Source organism: Thermomonas fusca (assembly GCF_005862345.1).
Classification (GTDB): domain Bacteria; phylum Pseudomonadota; class Gammaproteobacteria; order Xanthomonadales; family Xanthomonadaceae; genus Thermomonas; species Thermomonas fusca.
Genome location: NZ_SROY01000001.1, coordinates 563,225 through 578,618 on the forward strand (window position 1 = coordinate 563,225; position 15,394 = coordinate 578,618).

At 66.1% G+C, this 15,394-nt stretch carries 15 protein-coding genes; 12 read left to right on the top strand and 3 right to left on the bottom strand.

Annotated elements, in window-relative coordinates; genetic code table 11:
- The first annotated feature begins 77 nt into the window (after positions 1 to 77).
- From E5S66_RS02595 to E5S66_RS02640, 10 genes are all read left to right on the top strand, one after another.
- A complete protein-coding gene (locus E5S66_RS02595; protein ID WP_138347224.1) occupies positions 78 to 1,154 on the top strand; it encodes an acyltransferase family protein in 1,077 nt (358 codons plus the stop codon).
- 108 nt (positions 1,155 to 1,262) lie between these two features.
- Positions 1,263 to 2,087 carry an ABC transporter permease gene (locus E5S66_RS02600; RefSeq protein WP_138347225.1) on the top strand — a complete coding sequence of 275 codons (825 nt, stop codon included), beginning with the start codon at positions 1,263 to 1,265 and terminating at the stop codon, positions 2,085 to 2,087.
- Positions 2,077 to 3,429, top strand: a complete 1,353-nt coding sequence (locus tag E5S66_RS02605) for an ABC transporter ATP-binding protein (RefSeq protein ID WP_138347226.1) — start codon at positions 2,077 to 2,079, stop codon at positions 3,427 to 3,429. The genes E5S66_RS02600 and E5S66_RS02605 overlap by 11 nt, the downstream gene beginning before the upstream one ends.
- A complete protein-coding gene (locus E5S66_RS02610) occupies positions 3,426 to 4,778 on the top strand; it encodes a sulfotransferase (protein WP_171033449.1) in 1,353 nt (450 codons plus the stop codon). Before E5S66_RS02605 ends, E5S66_RS02610 begins: the two co-directional genes overlap by 4 nt.
- Positions 4,775 to 5,926 carry a glycosyltransferase family protein gene (locus E5S66_RS02615; RefSeq protein WP_138347229.1) on the top strand — a complete coding sequence of 384 codons (1,152 nt, stop codon included), beginning with the start codon at positions 4,775 to 4,777 and terminating at the stop codon, positions 5,924 to 5,926. Before E5S66_RS02610 ends, E5S66_RS02615 begins: the two co-directional genes overlap by 4 nt.
- A gap of 1 nt (position 5,927) precedes the next feature.
- Positions 5,928 to 6,800 (top strand): glycosyltransferase family A protein, encoded by an 873-nt coding sequence (locus E5S66_RS02620; protein ID WP_171033450.1) that lies wholly within the window; start codon positions 5,928 to 5,930, stop codon positions 6,798 to 6,800.
- 11 nt (positions 6,801 to 6,811) lie between these two features.
- Positions 6,812 to 7,369, top strand: coding sequence for a hypothetical protein (locus E5S66_RS02625; protein WP_138347233.1), 558 nt, complete (start codon positions 6,812 to 6,814; stop codon positions 7,367 to 7,369).
- Positions 7,370 to 7,383: 14 nt separating this feature from the next.
- Complete coding sequence (locus E5S66_RS02630) at positions 7,384 to 8,808, top strand: hypothetical protein (RefSeq protein ID WP_138347235.1); 1,425 nt, start codon at positions 7,384 to 7,386, stop codon at positions 8,806 to 8,808.
- Between the two features lie 18 nt (positions 8,809 to 8,826).
- Entirely contained in the window at positions 8,827 to 9,801 is a 975-nt protein-coding gene (locus tag E5S66_RS02635; protein ID WP_138347237.1) for a glycosyltransferase family 2 protein, read from the top strand.
- Between the two features lie 3 nt (positions 9,802 to 9,804).
- The gene (locus tag E5S66_RS02640; RefSeq protein WP_246037110.1) at positions 9,805 to 10,209 is read left to right on the top strand and encodes a GtrA family protein; all 405 of its coding nucleotides are present in this window, start codon (positions 9,805 to 9,807) and stop codon (positions 10,207 to 10,209) included.
- A 55-nt stretch (positions 10,210 to 10,264) separates the two neighbouring features.
- Here the strand turns inward: E5S66_RS02640 and E5S66_RS02645 are convergent, their stop codons facing one another.
- Positions 10,265 to 11,206 carry an electron transfer flavoprotein subunit alpha/FixB family protein gene (locus tag E5S66_RS02645; RefSeq protein ID WP_138347239.1) on the bottom strand — a complete coding sequence of 314 codons (942 nt, stop codon included), beginning with the start codon at positions 11,204 to 11,206 and terminating at the stop codon, positions 10,265 to 10,267.
- Entirely contained in the window at positions 11,206 to 11,952 is a 747-nt protein-coding gene (locus tag E5S66_RS02650; protein ID WP_138347241.1) for an electron transfer flavoprotein subunit beta/FixA family protein, read from the bottom strand. The genes E5S66_RS02645 and E5S66_RS02650 overlap by 1 nt, the downstream gene beginning before the upstream one ends.
- A gap of 168 nt (positions 11,953 to 12,120) precedes the next feature.
- Between E5S66_RS02650 and E5S66_RS02655 the strand changes: the two genes are divergently transcribed.
- Positions 12,121 to 12,840 carry a CoA transferase subunit A gene (locus tag E5S66_RS02655; RefSeq protein WP_171033451.1) on the top strand — a complete coding sequence of 240 codons (720 nt, stop codon included), beginning with the start codon at positions 12,121 to 12,123 and terminating at the stop codon, positions 12,838 to 12,840.
- A gap of 1 nt (position 12,841) precedes the next feature.
- Positions 12,842 to 13,468, top strand: a complete 627-nt coding sequence (locus E5S66_RS02660) for a CoA transferase subunit B (protein WP_138347245.1) — start codon at positions 12,842 to 12,844, stop codon at positions 13,466 to 13,468.
- Between the two features lie 190 nt (positions 13,469 to 13,658).
- Here E5S66_RS02660 and E5S66_RS02665 read toward each other — a convergent pair whose 3' ends face one another.
- The gene (locus E5S66_RS02665; RefSeq protein ID WP_138347247.1) at positions 13,659 to 15,335 is read right to left on the bottom strand and encodes an electron transfer flavoprotein-ubiquinone oxidoreductase; all 1,677 of its coding nucleotides are present in this window, start codon (positions 15,333 to 15,335) and stop codon (positions 13,659 to 13,661) included.
- Between the last annotated feature and the right edge of the window lie 59 nt (positions 15,336 to 15,394).

The following is a 15,394-nucleotide window of genomic DNA, read 5'->3' on the forward strand; positions in this document are numbered from 1 at the left end:
GCAGCGCGTGCCGGGACGGTCTCCAGCGGATATCCTTCGTGCTGGCATGGGTTGCGGTGGGGCACAACGGGGGAAGGATGCTGAAGCTGTTCCTTGGTCGGCCGCGCACCCGAGACGAGCATGTGCAGGCCCTGGACGGGTTGCGTGGTCTGGCCGTGTTGATCGTGATCGCCTCGCACCTGTCCAATGCGGGCTGGCTGCCGCAGCCCGGAATGTCGGGCACGGGCAAGAGCGGCGTCTACCTGTTCTTCGTACTCAGCGCCTACCTGCTGGCCCATGCCATGCTGGCGCGTCCGCTGGCAGGACTGGCTGACCCGGCTTACTGGATCGACTACGCGTTGCGCCGGGTGCTGCGCATCTGGCCGCTTTATCTGGTGGTTCTGCTGCTGAGCTGGGGGCTGACGAGCCTTGGCGTTGTTCACTGGCATTACCAGCTGGATGCAGCCGGGTTCTGGCGGCACCTGACGCTGCGCGAAGGCCAGAGCGTGCTTTGGTCAATACCGGTCGAGTTCACCTTCTATCTGTGGCTGCCGATCGTCTGCCTGGCGCTGTTGGCCTTGCGCAGGATGCCTGGCGGGCGGTGGTGGGGCGTGGCGCTGCTGGCAGCCCTGCTGGTACTCGCGCGACGGCAGTGGCCTGCCGCGCAAGCACCCGTCAACGGCGTACAGCTGGGGTTCTACCTGCCGGTATTCCTGGCGGGCGTGGTCGCGGCGTGGGTCTCGCAGGAATGGCCGTCACTGTGGCGCCTGGCGCGCGCCTGGCGCGCCGCGGGCTGGCTGCTGCTGGCGGCACTGGCGCTGGTGACGCCGGCGCTGTGGGCGGCCATCTCGGGGGAGGGCTACAACCCGGAACTCGGCCATCGATGGTTCACTGCGTTCGGATTCGGCTGGGCGCTGCTGCTGTTGTCGGTGCTGTGGGGGGCTGGAGTACTGTCCCGTCTGTTTGCTAGTGCACCGATGCGGTTGGTGGGCGTGGTCAGTTTCAGCGCCTATCTCTGGCACATGCCGGTACTGCAGGCCGCAGACGCGCTGGGATTGCGCAGCCACGGGCTGCCCGCCCTGCTGGTGGTGCTGGCGGCGATGCTGGCGGTGGCCATGGGTTCGTTCCTGCTGTTCGAACGGCCCTGGCGCGATGTGCGCTTCAGGCGGCACTGACGCCAGCGCCCGCGGGGGGCGTTCCGGTATCATGGCGGGCCTGCTGCCGGACCCACGGATGCAGCCCAACGCGGGGGGCGCCGCGGCGCCTCTCCGGATGAAGGACGGATGCGCGCACTGAAATCTCGCCTCAAGCCCCTCGCGCCGTTCAAGCTCCTCATCACCCAGCGCGCGCTGGTCGGCGAACTGACGCGCAGGGAGGTGGATGGCCGTTATCGCGGCGCCAGCCTGGGGATCCTGTGGTCGCTGGTCAGCCCGTTCCTGCTGTTGTGCATCTACGCGATCGCCTTCGGCACGGTGATGGGAGGGCGCTGGCCTGAGGCACGCGCGACCGATACGCCGTTCTCCATCGTGTTGTTCGCAGGGATGATCCCTTACTTCGTCCTGTCGGAGTGCCTCGTCCGGTCGCCGGACTTGGTGGTGGCCAACCCGTCCTATGTCAAGCGGGTGGTGTTCCCACTGGAAATCCTGCCTTGGCCAATGCTGTTCTCGGCGTTGTTCCATTGCCTGATGAACGTGCTGGTGTTCGTGGCAATGCGCCTGGTGATGGAAGGTGATTTCGAGTGGACCATCGTCTATCTGCCACTGGTGATCCTGCCGATCGCAGTGCTTGGACTGGGGGTGGCATGGTTCCTGGCGTCCATCTCGGTCTATTTCCGTGACGTCAGGCAGGTGGTCGGCCTGGCCAGCATGGCGATTCTTTTCCTGTCGTCGGTGATGATCCCGGTGGCCGCGGTACCGAACGAGTACCGTGCGATCTTCATGCTCAACCCGGTGTCCTTCATCGCCGACCAAGCCCGTTCCGTGCTGATCTGGGGCGTGGCGCCGGACTGGACGGGGCTGGCCGCCTACCTGCTTGGGGCGCTGGCCTTCATGTATGCAGGCCATGCGTGGTTCGTGTCCACCAAGCGCGGGTTTGCAGATGTCCTCTGACCTTGCCATCCGGGTGCACGGCGTCGGCAAGGTGTATCCCGTCTATGCGAGGCCGCACCATCGGCTGCTGGAGATGTTCGCGCGTGGCGACGGGCGCTACCGGAGCGATTTCCACGCGCTGAAGAACATCAACCTGGAGATCCGCAAGGGTCACACGGTCGGCATCGTTGGCCGCAATGGCTCCGGGAAGTCGACCCTGCTGCAGATCATCTGCGGGACGCTTGCGCCAAGCAGCGGCAGCGTGGAGGTCGCGGGCCGGTTGGCCGCGCTGCTGGAACTCGGGGCCGGGTTCAACCCGGAATTCACCGGGCTGGAAAACGTCTACCTAAACGCCACCATCCTGGGCCTTGCGCGGCGCGAGATCGACGAGCGCCTGGACGACATCCTTTCCTTCGCGGACATCGGCGACTTCGTCCATCAGCCGGTCAAGAACTATTCCAGCGGCATGTACGTCCGGCTGGCGTTCGCGGTGGCGATCAACGTCACGCCCGAGATCCTGGTGGTCGACGAGGCGCTTTCCGTGGGCGACGAGGCATTCCAGCGCAAGTGCTTTGCGCGCATCGAAAAGATCCGGGAGGCCGGCGCAACCGTCCTGTTCGTGTCCCATTCCGCGGGCACGGTGGTGGATCTGTGCGACCAGGCGGTGTTGCTGGATGGCGGTGAGCTGCTCGCGCATGGCACCCCCAAGCGGGTGGTGTCGCTCTACCAGAAGCTGATCTACGCGCCGGCCGAGCAACAGCCGGCGATCCGTCAGGCCATCCGCGACGACCAGCTGCCGTCGCATGGCCCGGCTGGCAGCGGCAGTCCGGGCGACGCCGGCGATGCGATGGCGGAGGTGCGTACGGATCGGATCGAAGCGTGGTTCGACCCCCACCTCCTGCCGGCCTCGACGATTGCCTACGAGGACCGTGGCGCAACCATCGTCGACCCGCACCTGCGGACGCTGGATGGCAGTCGCGTGAACACGCTGGTGCACGGGGAGGAATACGTGTACGCCTACCGGGTGGAAACGCGCAGGACACTCTCGCGCGTGCGCTGCGGCATGATGGTCAGGACCACGACCGGCATCGAGGTCGCCGGCGCCGCCACCGATCCGTCACTGCCCCGCATGCAGCTGGTGCCCGCCGGGGCGACCGTCGAAGTCGGCTTCCGTTTCCGTTGCCGGTTCAATCCCGGCACTTATTTCCTCAACGCGGGTTGCCTTGCGGACACCGGGACGATGGAGGAATACATCGACCGCAGGGTGGACGTGGCGATGTTCCGGGTCATGCCCGACCAGCGGATCCGGGCCACCGCGCTGGTGAACCTGATCGAAGCCGACGACATAGGATGGCGCCAGTGAACAACCCCTCCCGGATCTGCCTGCTGATCGTCGGCATGCACCGCAGCGGTACCTCGGCGGTGGCCGGCAGCCTGGCGCGCCTTGGCCTGCCCATGGGCGAGCACCTGCTTGCAGCCGGCGAGGACAATCCGAAGGGTTACTTCGAACACGAAGAGGCGGTGCGCATCGACGATGCGCTGTTGGATGCCCTTGGCCGCCGCTGGGACGACCCGCGCGAGTTGCCGGAAGGATGGTTGCGGACGCCGGCGGCGGATGATGCGCGTGTTGCAATCGCCGGCCTGCTCGAGCGCGAGTTTTCCGCCGCGGGCCTGTTCGCACTGAAGGACCCGCGCCTGTGCCGGTTGCTGCCGCTGTGGCTCGAGACCCTGCGCGCCACGGGGATAGAGCCGCGCGTTCTGCTGGTGGTGCGCCACCCGGCCGAGGTCGCGGCGTCGCTGGCGAAGCGTAACGGGTTTTCACCCGCGTTGTCGCAGCTGCTCTGGCTGGAGCACATGTTCGCGGCAGAGCGCGACTCGCGTGGCTGCACGCGCGCGGTGGTCACTTACGACGACCTCGTCGCCGCGCCCGAGGCCACGCTTGCCCGGCTGATGACCGCGCTGGGTCTCGACCATCTCGTCGCTACGCCCGATGGAGCGACATTGTCGGGCTTCGTGTCCGCCGGGGATCGGCATTTTTCCGGGGGAACCGCGCTGGCCACAAGCGTCGGGACCCATGATGGCCTCGTCGCGGATGCGATGTCGCTGTTTGCGCAATCGTCGATCGATGCGGCTCGATTCGATGGCCTTCGGCAGCGCCTGCGCGAAAGCCTGTCGCCGTTTCGTGCGCTTCTGGAGGGCGTGGCTTCGCAGTCGCAGGAGGCAAGGCGGGAATCCGTGGCGGCGGCAGTCGCCGTGGCACGGGTGCAATCCGAATTGAATGCGCAGGTCGAATGGTCGCGCGCGGCGGTGGCGGAGCGGGAAGCGCTGCAGGCCGCTCTGGCGGAAGCGCGCTCCGCGCTTGCGGCTCAGGTCGAATGGTCGCAAGCCGCCGTGGCGGAGCGCGAAGCGCTTCAGGGCGCGCTTGCGGAAGCGCGTTCCGCGCTTGCGGCTCAGGTCGAATGGTCGCAAGCAGCAGTGGTGGAGCGTGAGGCGCTGCAGGCGGAGCTGGCCGGGACGCGCTCGGCGCTTACGGCCCAGATCGCCTGGTCTGAAGAAGCGGTGGTGGCGCGCACGGCGCTGAATCAAAGAATCCATGACCTACAATTGGCGCTTTTGCGCTACGAGGCGACCCTGATCGGCCGCCTGCAGCGTCGGTGGATGGCGTGGCGCGATGGACGCGCGCAACTGCGGAAGGACACAACAACCCCATGATTTACTTCACCTCGATCTGCGCGAACTACCTGCCGAAGGCGATGGCTCTGGCCGAATCGGTCAAGGCGCACTGCCGCGATGCGACCTTTGTGTTGTGCCTGGTGGAACGAGAGATCCCCCAGGCCGCCAGCGGGTTTCCGCATTTCGATCAGATCATCCTGGCGAAGGACGCCGGCTGGGAGGACTTCGACCAGTTCATCTTCCGCCATTCGATCGTGGAGGCGTCCACCGCGGTCAAGCCGCAGTTCCTTCGCCACCTGATCGAACGGTTCCCCAAGCGCGACAGGTTCGTCTATCTGGATCCGGACGTGCTGGTGTACAGCGACTTCAGCGAACTGGAGGAGGTGCTGGACCGCGCGTCGGTGGTGGTCTGCCCGCACCTGTTGCGGCCGGGCAACATCGACATGGAGATCAGCTCGCTGGCCCATGGCACCTACAACCTCGGCTTCGTCGCGGTTGCCCGCAGCGACAACTCGAACCGGTTCCTCGACTGGTGGGCGGAACGCCTGTTCCTGTTCTGTTACGACGACAAGAGCCGTGGCATCTTCACCGATCAGAAGTGGATCGACCTGGCGCCAAGCTTCTTCGACGTGCACATCCTGAAGCACCACGGCTATGACTTCGCCACCTGGTCGCTGCTGGGAAGCGATATGCGCAAGGCCGAAGCGGGTGGGTATGTGGTCAATGGCGATCCGCTCCGTTTCATCCACTTCTCGGGGCTGGATTCCGGGATGATCGAGCGAGCCATGGGCTGGTGGTTGACCGAGGAAAATCGCCCGGAGTTCGAGACACTGTACCGCGACTATCTGCGCAAGCTGGATGCACATGGGCAGGCGACGCTGGGCAAGACGCCCTGGTCCTATTCGAACTACGCGGACGGAGCATCTGTTTCCCGCGAAGCGCGCGTCCGGTACCGCGACCCGGCGCTGTGGCAGGCGGTACCGCGGCCGTTCGCCAGCTGCGATGACGAGATCCTGCAGCAGGGGGGCGGGGCCGTGACCACCGCCGGCACCACGGGCGAAGTTCCCACGCTGCGGATGTCGCCAAACCCGGGACTGCTGGACAAGTTCGCCTGGTCGACCCTGGAGATCGGGTTCGGGCCGACCCTGGCCAAGGCGCTCAGGAAGCTGGCTGGCGCGAGGCGCTGAAGTGGCGGTATCCGGGCATCTGGTCTCGATCGTCATCCCCTGCTTCAACGCGGGGGCGACGCTCGACGAAACCATGCGGTCTGCGCTGGCGCAGACCCATCCCGACATCGAGGTGGTGATCGTCGACGACGGATCGACCGATGCGGACACGCTGGAACTGCTGCGCCGTTGCCCGTGGCCCCGCACCCGCGTCCTGTACCAGGAGAATGCCGGGCCGGCGGCCGCGCGCAATCATGGCATCACTGCATCGAGCGGCCGCTACATCCTGCCGCTCGATGCCGATGACCTGATTGATCCCAGCTACGTCGCCAAGGCGGCCGCGGTGCTGGATAGCGCCGGGGAGGTCGGCATCGTCTACTGCAAAGCCAACAGGTTCGGCGTGGAGAACGGGCCTTGGCAGCTGCCGCCTTACACGCTGCGGGAGCTGGTGATCGACAACGTGATTTTCGTCACCAGCCTGTTCCGTCGCGAGGATTGGGAGCGTGTCGGCGGGTTCAGCGAGTCGTTGAGGCGGGGTGTCGAGGACTACGATTTCTGGGTGAAGCTCGTCGCCTTGGGCCGGGAAGTCCGCCAGCTGGACGAATATCTGTTCCACTACCGCGTCGGCCATGTTTCCCGTACCACCGGGTTCAACGCCGACCGGGCCGCGGTCGTCGGCACGTATGCAGAGATTTTCCGGAACAACCTGGAATTCTTCGGTCGCAATGCCGAGATACTGTTCGAGCACCGGTTCGGCCTGTACGACGAGTTGGCCCGCTATCGCGCGCGCTATGGCTGGCTGGAGCGGGTACTGGCCCGCAGGTCGTGGTTGTTGAGGTTGGCGAAGCGGTTGCATCGGCTGCTGCCGGGCGCTTCCGGTGGTCATCGAGGCTGAGGAGGATGTCGATGCGCCATGTCCCGGTCTTGATCCCCAGACTACTCGCCATCGCCACGGTGGCAGGGCTGCTATTGTCCACGAGTTGCCGCGAGCGTGCCGTTCCCGGCGGGAGTGGGCATTACTGGAATGGATCGGCTGCCGGTCCAGAGGTGGTTCGTGCGGAGAAAGTCGACGCGGCAGCGGCGCAGCGACTGGCATCGGCGCACTGGACCAGGCAGGCCTGCAGTCTGGACATGGTGGACCAGGGCCCGCCGGATGCGGAAATCAGCCGGGAAGACGTACACCGGTTGGACGGTTTCCTGCTCGGGCAGGATGGACTGGCCGCAGGCGGGTTCCATGTGGTGCTCAAGGGAGCAGACCAATTCCGGGCGCCCGCCCGGACTGGCAAGGCCCGGCCGGATGTCGCTGCTTATTTCAGGCGCCCCGAACTGGCGGCCGCCGGATTCGAGATCGGCCTTTCGCTGGCGGCGGTGCCGCCGGGCGCCTATGAAGTCGTATTCCTGATCGACCACCCGCAGGGCGATTACTTCTGTGAGAGTGGCAAGCGCATCCGCGTAGTTGAATGAGGCGTGCCAGGAGGATGAAGGCCGATGATCCACAACCGCTAGCCATGGGCACCTACCGAACCTCCCTGTTGATCGTCGCTTCGATCCTGGCGACGATTCTGGTGGCAATCCATGCGCCTGGGCAGATGTCCGTGGACAGCGTGACGGCGCTCTACGAGAGCCTGACTGGCCAAGCCGTCGGCTGGGGGCCGCCGTTCTTTGCAGCAGTGCTGGCCTGGCTTGGCGGCAGCAGCATGGGGGCTGCGATATTCGTCGCGCTGAATACCCTGGCAACCTATGGCGTGTTCGTGGCGCTCCTGCTGGCTGGGGTGGAGCCCGGACGGTTCATGCGATGGCGGGTGCTGGCTGCGCTGGTGCTGGCCGTCAATCCGCTCTTCATGTTCTATGTCGGGATTCTCTGGAAAGACGTCTTACTGGCCACCTGTGCGGCTTCGGCAATCGTCCTGTTGCTACTGCAGCCACGCTGGCGGGGCGTGCCCTTCTTGCTGTCAATGTTGTGCGCCACGATCTGCATCGCCGCGTTGCCGCTGATCCGGCAGCAGGGCGTCCTGTTGTCGGTTCCGTTGGCGCTGGCGAGCGCCTGGAGCGTGGCGAGCCGTGCCGCCCTCACCCGCCCCTTCCGCCTCGCCACTGCGGCGGGCGTACTGGTGCTCACGGGCATGATCGGTGGCTTGTTGGCGAAGGCAGCGGCAAGCCGGGTGGCGCCCCTGCCTGCCAGTCCGGTGTCGGTGGGGATCGCGACGATCCAGGTCTACGACATCATCGGTATGGTCGCCTACGCCCGGCCGGACGATGCTGCGGCATGGACGGAAGCGGGCAAGGAGGCCATTCGTCGCATGCAGGTTGGCTACAGTCCCGAGCGCATCGATACGCTGTGGCGCGATGAGGCCGTGCGTGGTTATTCCGACAACTTGGCGAGCGGGCGGCTGCAGACCATCTGGTGGTCGGGGATCAAGCACGATCCTGTGGCATACCTGACCCACAGGGTCCAGGCGTTCGCGACATTGATGGGGGTTGGTGACGTGATCGGCTGCGTGCCGGCCTACTGGGGTGTCGCCGGCGACAGCCGGCAACTCGCGGCCGTGGGCTTGACCGAGGAAATGGATCCGAGGGATCGCATGCTGGGCAGGCTGGCAGGATGGCTGGCGCCGTCCCCGGTTTTCCGCCACTGGTGGTATACGGGACTGTTGCTGGTCGCGGGCGTCTTCCTGTTGCGCAAGCATGAGGAGGGTGGAGCATTCGCGGCCAGAGCCGCGGCAGTGGGAGCGGGCGCCTATCTGCTGTCGTTCCTGCCGACCACGATCGCCTGCGATGTTCGCTACCTGTATCCGGTTGCGATGGTCGCGACGCTACTCTGCATTCATCTGTTGCTGCGTCCGCGCGGGCTGGCGGGGGCGGTGTCATCGGCCCGGGCGTACACGCGGGGCGGGAATGGTTGATCGAAGGAGAATGCGGGCATGACCGGAGCGCAGGCGCCTTGCAGGATCGGCGTGGTCATCCCCTGCTTCAAGGTGACCGGGCAGATCCTGGCCGTGCTGGCGGCGGTGCCTGGCATTGTCGAGCGCATCTACTGCGTGGACGATGCCTGTCCCGAGGGGAGCGGTGATTTCATCCGGTCGAATTGCTTCGATCCCAGAGTGCAGGTCCTTCGCCACGCCCGCAACGAGGGGGTGGGTGCCGCGGTGATGACCGGGTACCGGGAGGCGATCAGCGCAGGCGTCGATGTGATCGTCAAGATCGATGGTGATGGACAGATGGACCCGGTGCTGTTGCCGCGGTTCGTTGCCCCGATCATGGCGGGCGATGCCGACTACACCAAGGGCAACCGCTTTTACGATCTTCGCTACATCGCCCGAATGCCTGCGATGCGGCTGGCCGGCAACGCGGTGCTGTCTTTCATGAACAAGTTCTCGACCGGCTACTGGGACATTTTCGATCCCACCAACGGATATACCGCGATCTCGGCGCGCGTGGCGTCGTTGCTGCCGATGGACAGGATCAGCAGGCGCTATTTCTTCGAGTCGGACATGTTGTTCCGGCTGGGCACGTTCAGGGCCGTGGTACGGGATGTTCCGATGGACGCGCGTTATGGCGACGAGGTCAGCAATCTTCGGATAGGCAAGGTGTTGCCGGAGTTCCTTCGCAAGCATTCGACGAATTTTTTCAAGCGGATCTTCTACAACTATTTCCTGCGGGACGTTTCCATTGCATCGCTGGAGTTGCTGGTGGGAATCGGCCTCTGCGTGTTCGGCACAATTTATGGGGGCTGGCATTGGTGGCAATCGCTGGTCACGCAGCAGGTGGCGGCGACTGGAGTGATCATGCTCGCGGCGATGCCGGTGCTGGTAGGCCTGCAACTGCTGCTTGCGTTCCTTGCCTATGACATCGCAGGGGTGCCGCGTAATACGCTCACGCCCGGGCTACGGGGCTGAGGTGTGAGCACACCTTCCACGATATCCGGCTTGCCTCGCCAGGCAATTGCCTATTTCATCGTGGGGGGGGTTGCGCTGTGCGTGGACTGGGCAGCGTTCGTTTGGATGACCTGGCTGGAGCTGGGCACTGCGCCAGCCAACCTGGGGGCGCGTTTGCTGGGCGCGTTGGTGGCCTACAGCCTCAACGGCCTGTTCACCTTCCGCGAGGAAGGAGCAAGCAAGCTCGGTTGGCAACGCATGCTGCGCTATGGAGTGCTCTGGTGCGGCATGACCGTTGCCAGCACCGCGGCCCTGGTGATGGTCAACCGCGTGCTTGGGGTGCAAGTGGCATGGTTGGCCAAACCGCTGGTTGAGCTGGTGCTGGCAGCTTGTTCTTTTCTCGCATGCAAGTACTGGGTCTACAAATGAAGAAGGAGCCGATAGGCTCCTTCTTCACCTCAATCATTCGATGATCTGTCGCGAGTCAGCCCAGCGCCGCTTCCAACTCCGGCAGCACCGCGAACAAATCCCCCACCAATCCGATATCCGCGATCTCGAAGATCGGCGCGTCGCCGTCCTTGTTGATGGCGACGATCGTGCCGGCGTCCTTGATGCCGGTCAGGTGCTGGATGGCGCCGCTGATGCCGACGGCGACGTACAGCTCCGGGGCGATGATCTTGCCGGTCTGGCCGACCTGCAGCTCGTTCGGCACGTAGCCGGCGTCGACCGCCGCGCGCGAGGCACCCACCGCCGCGCCCAGCTTGTCGGCCAGCGCGTAGATGACCTTGAAGTTCTCCTCGCTGCCGACGCCGCGGCCGCCGGAGACCACGCGCTTGGCGCTTTGCAGGTCGGGGCGGTCGGACTTGCCGGCGGCAAGGTTCACGTAGCGGGTATGCGCGGGCAGCGCGGCATCGACGTTGGCGGCCTCGACCGCGGCGCTGCCGCCATGCGCGGCTTCCGGCCAGGAGGCGGTGCGCACGGTGGCGACCACGACCTGGTCGGCCGGTGCTTCGACGGTGATGATGGCGTTGCCGGCGTAGATCGGGCGCTTGAAGGTGTGGCTGGCCTCCACCGCCATCAGGTCGGAGACCTGGTTCACGCCCAGCAGCGCGGCGACGCAGGGCATCAGGTCCTTGCCGAAGGTGGTGGACGGGCCGAACACGTGGCTGTAACCGTTGGCAAGGGCGGCAACCTGCGGGGCCAGCACCTGCGCGATTGCATCGGCATTGGCGGGGTTGGCCACCGTCAGCACCTTGCGCACGCCGGCGATCTGCGCGGCCTGCGCGGCCACCGCGGCCGGGTCGGCGGCCAGCACCACGACGTCGATGGCCGCGGGCGAGAGCGCCTGCGCGGCGGCCACGGTCTTGGCGGTGGCGGCGTTGAGCTTGCCGCCCAGGTGTTCGGCGACGATCAGGACGTTGGACATTACAGGAGCCCCTTCTGCTTGAGCGCGGCGACCAGTTCGGCCGCATCCTTCACCATCACCCCGCGGCTGCGCTTGGCCGGCGCGGCGTAGTGGGTGGTTTTCAGCGAGTCATTGGCATCGACGCCAAGGTCGGCGAAGGCGATGGTCTCCAGTGGCTTGCTCTTGGCCTTCATGATGTCGGGCAGCTTGATGAAGCGCGGCTCGTTGAGGCGCAGGTCGGTGGTGACCACCGCCGGCAGGTCGACTTCCAGCGTTTCCAGGCCGGCATCGACTTCGCGCACCACCGTGGCCTTGCCATCGGCAACATCCAGCTTGGACGCGAAGGTCGCCTGCGGGCGGCCCCACAGCGTGGCCAGCATCTGCCCGGTCTGGTTGGCGTCGTCATCGATGGCCTGCTTGCCGAGGATGACCAGGTCCGGCTGTTCCTTCTCGATCAGCTTGAGCAGGGCGCGGGCGGCGGTCAGCGGCTGCACCGGCTGGTCTGCGACCACGTGGATGGCGCGGTTGGCGCCCATCGCCAGGCCGTTGCGCAGGTGCGGCTGGGCATCGGCGGGGGCGATGGTGGCGACCACCACCTCGGTGGCGATGCCCTTGTCGCGCAGGCGCAGGGCTTCTTCCAGCGCGATGTCGTCGAACGGGTTGGGCGACAGCTTGACGCCGTCGGTGACCACGCCGGAACCGTCCGGCTTGACCTGGATGCGGACGTTGTAGTCCACCACGCGCTTGTAGCCGACGAGGATCTTCATCGTGCGGATGTCCTTGCTGGAGCGAGAAAGGGGCCTTTCGGGCCGACCGCCTATTTTAGCGGACGCCCGACCACGCTGCCTGCGCGGCCGGGGATTGCCCGAAAGTACGCTGGGTGTTCTCGCACGAATCGCTAGAATGGCTGCTCTACCCGCATTGGAGAACGGCCCGTGGCGTCCGCCAAGAGCAAGCTGTACGACAGTGCCGCCGCCGCCCTGGATGGGCTGGTGGCGGATGGCCAGACCCTCGCCGTTGGCGGCTTCGGTCTGTGCGGCATCCCCGAGGCGCTGATCGCGGCGCTGCGCGATTCCGGGGTGAAGAACCTGACCGCGATTTCCAACAACGCGGGTGTGGACGGGTTCGGCCTGGGCCAGCTGCTGGGCACGCGGCAGATCCGCAAGATGATTTCTTCCTACGTCGGCGAGAACAAGGAGTTCGAGCGCCAGTTCCTGGCCGGCGAACTGGAACTGGAGTTCAACCCGCAGGGCACGCTGGCCGAACGCCTGCGCGCGGGCGGTGCGGGCATCCCGGCTTTCTTCACCGCCACCGGTTACGGCACGGTGGTGGCCGAAGGCAAGGAGACCCGCGAATTCGACGGTCGCATGTACGTGATGGAAACCGCCCTGAAGGCGGACGTGTCGCTGGTCAAGGCGTGGAAGGCCGACAAGGCCGGCAACCTCGTCTTCCGCAAGACCGCGCGCAACTTCAACCCGGCCTGCGCGATGGCCGGCAAGGTCTGCGTGGCCGAGGTGGAGCAGCTGGTGGAGATCGGCGACATCGATCCCGACCACGTGCACCTGCCCGGCATCTACGTGCAGCGCATCGTCGTCAACCCGACGCCGGAGAAGCGCATCGAGCAGCGCACCATTCGCCAGCCGGAGGGCAACTGAGATGGCCTGGACCCGCGAACAGATGGCGCAGCGCGCCGCCCGCGAACTCACCGACGGCGCCTACGTCAACCTTGGCATCGGTCTGCCGACGCTGGTGGCCAACTACCTCCCCGATGGGGTGAACGTTTGGCTGCAAAGCGAGAACGGCCTGCTCGGCATCGGGCCGTTCCCGACCGAGGCCGAACTCGATGCCGACCTGATCAACGCCGGCAAGCAGACCGTCACCGCGCAGGCGGGCGCCAGTTTCTTCGGCAGCCATGACTCCTTCGCGATGATCCGCGGCGGCCACATCAACCTGGCGATCCTCGGCGCGATGGAAGTGACCGACAAGGGCGATCTGGCCAACTGGATGGTGCCCGGCAAGATGGTCAAGGGCATGGGCGGAGCGATGGACCTGGTGGCCGGCGTGCAGCGGGTGGTGGTACTGATGGAGCACGTCACCAAGGCCGGCACCCCGAAGATCATCCCCGAATGCACCCTGCCGCTGACCGGCGTGGGCGTGGTCAACCGCATCATCACCGAGCTGGGCGTGTTCGACGTCACGCCGGACGGGCTGAAGCTGGTCGAGCTGGCCGAGGGCGTCAGCCGCGAGGAAGCTGTCGAAAAGACGGGCGTGCCGCTGCGCTGAGAGGCGGGGGGGGGGGGGCGCTGGCGGGCTATCGCCTGCAGCGAAATCAAGGAGGAGGCAGCGGCCATGAGGCCGATGCCGGGGGACATTCGCTGCAGGCGATAGCCCGTCGGCGGCCCCAGCGGAGTTGCCCGCCAGGTCCGAAACCTCCTCAATGACGAAGCCGCCCATCGGGCGGCTTCTTTTTTAATCACATGTTCTGGTAATTCGGCCCGCCGCCGCCCTGCGGCGCCACCCAGACGATGTTCTGGGTCGGATCCTTGATGTCGCAGGTCTTGCAGTGCACGCAGTTGGCGGCGTTGATCTGCAGGCGTTCGTTGCCGGCCTCGCCGACGAATTCGTACACGCCGGCCGGGCAGTAGCGCGCCTCGGGGCCGGCGTATTCCTTGAGGTTCACGGTCACCGGGATGGCCGGGTTCTTCAGGGTCAGGTGCGCCGGCTGGTTCTCGTCGTGGTGGGTGCTGGACAGGAACACCGAGCTGAGGCGGTCGAAGGTCAGCACGCCATCGGGCTTCGGATATTCGATCTTCGGCTGGCTCGCCGCCGGCTGCAGGCAGGCGTGGTCGGGCTGTTGGCGGTGGATCGTCCACGGCGGGTTGCGGATGCCCAGCTTCGGCAGCAGCCACTGCTCGATGCCGGTCATCAGGGTGGCGAAGCCGCGGCCCTTCTTGAACCACTGTTTGAAGTTCTTCGATTGCTGCAGCTCGGCGTGCAGCCAGCTCTTTTCAAAGGCCTCCGGATAGGCGCTCAGTTCGTCGCGCTGGCGGCCTTCGCCCAATGCGGCGAAGGCTGCGTCGGCGGCCAGCATGCCGGTCTTGATCGCGGCGTGGCTGCCCTTGATCCGGCTGGCGTTGAGGAAGCCGGCCTCGCAGCCGACCAGTGCGCCGCCGGGGAAGATCGTCTTCGGCAGGCTGAGCAGGCCGCCGGCGGTCAGCGCGCGCGCGCCGTAGCCAATGCGCTTGCCGCCCTCCAGATGCTTGCGGATCGACGGGTGGGTCTTGAAGCGCTGGAATTCGCCGAACGGGCTCAGCCACGGGTTCTTGTAGTCCAGCCCGATGACGAAGCCGACCGCGATCTTGCCGTCCTCGGCGTGGTACAGGAACGAGCCGCCATAGGTATCGCTTGCCAGCGGCCAGCCGGCGGTGTGCACGACCAGGCCGGGCTGGTGCTTCGCCGGATCGGCCTGCCACAGTTCCTTGATGCCGATCGCGTAGCTTTGCGGGTCCTTGCCTTCGTCCAGCTTGTATTTGGCGATCAGTTCGCGGCCGAGCTGGCCGCGCGCGCCTTCGGCGAAGATCGTGTACCTGGCGTGCAGTTCCATGCCCGGCTGGTACTGGTCGGTGGGTTGGCCGTCCTTGCCGATGCCCATGTCGCCGGTGGCCACGCCCTTGACCGCTCCGGCCTCGTCGAACAGCAGCTCGGCGGCGGCGAAGCCGGGGAAGATTTCCACCCCCAGTGCTTCGGCCTGCTGCGCCAGCCAGCGCACCAGCGCGCCAAGGCTGACCACGTAGTTGCCGTGGTTGTGGAAGCATTCCGGCAGCAGCCAGTGCGGGGTGGCGCGGGCGGAGGTTTCATCGAGGAACAGGAATTCGTCGCGCGTCACCGCCTGCTTCAGCGGTGCGCCGCGCTCGGCCCAGTCGGGGAACAGTTCGGTCAGCGCCTTCGGGTCGACGATGGCGCCGGACAGGATGTGCGCGCCCGGCTCGGAGCCCTTTTCCAGCACGCAGACCGAGACCTCGCTGCCGGCCGCGCTGGCCAGCTGCTTGAGCCGGATCGCGGTGGCGAGGCCAGCCGGGCCGGCGCCCACCACCACGATGTCGTATTCCATCGACTCGCGTTCGACGGCGTCCTGGGCGGCTGGATTCATGCGGCTCTCCTCTGGCAGACCGTCGATTGTCCGGGCTTTGTCTGGAGCCGGCAATCTAG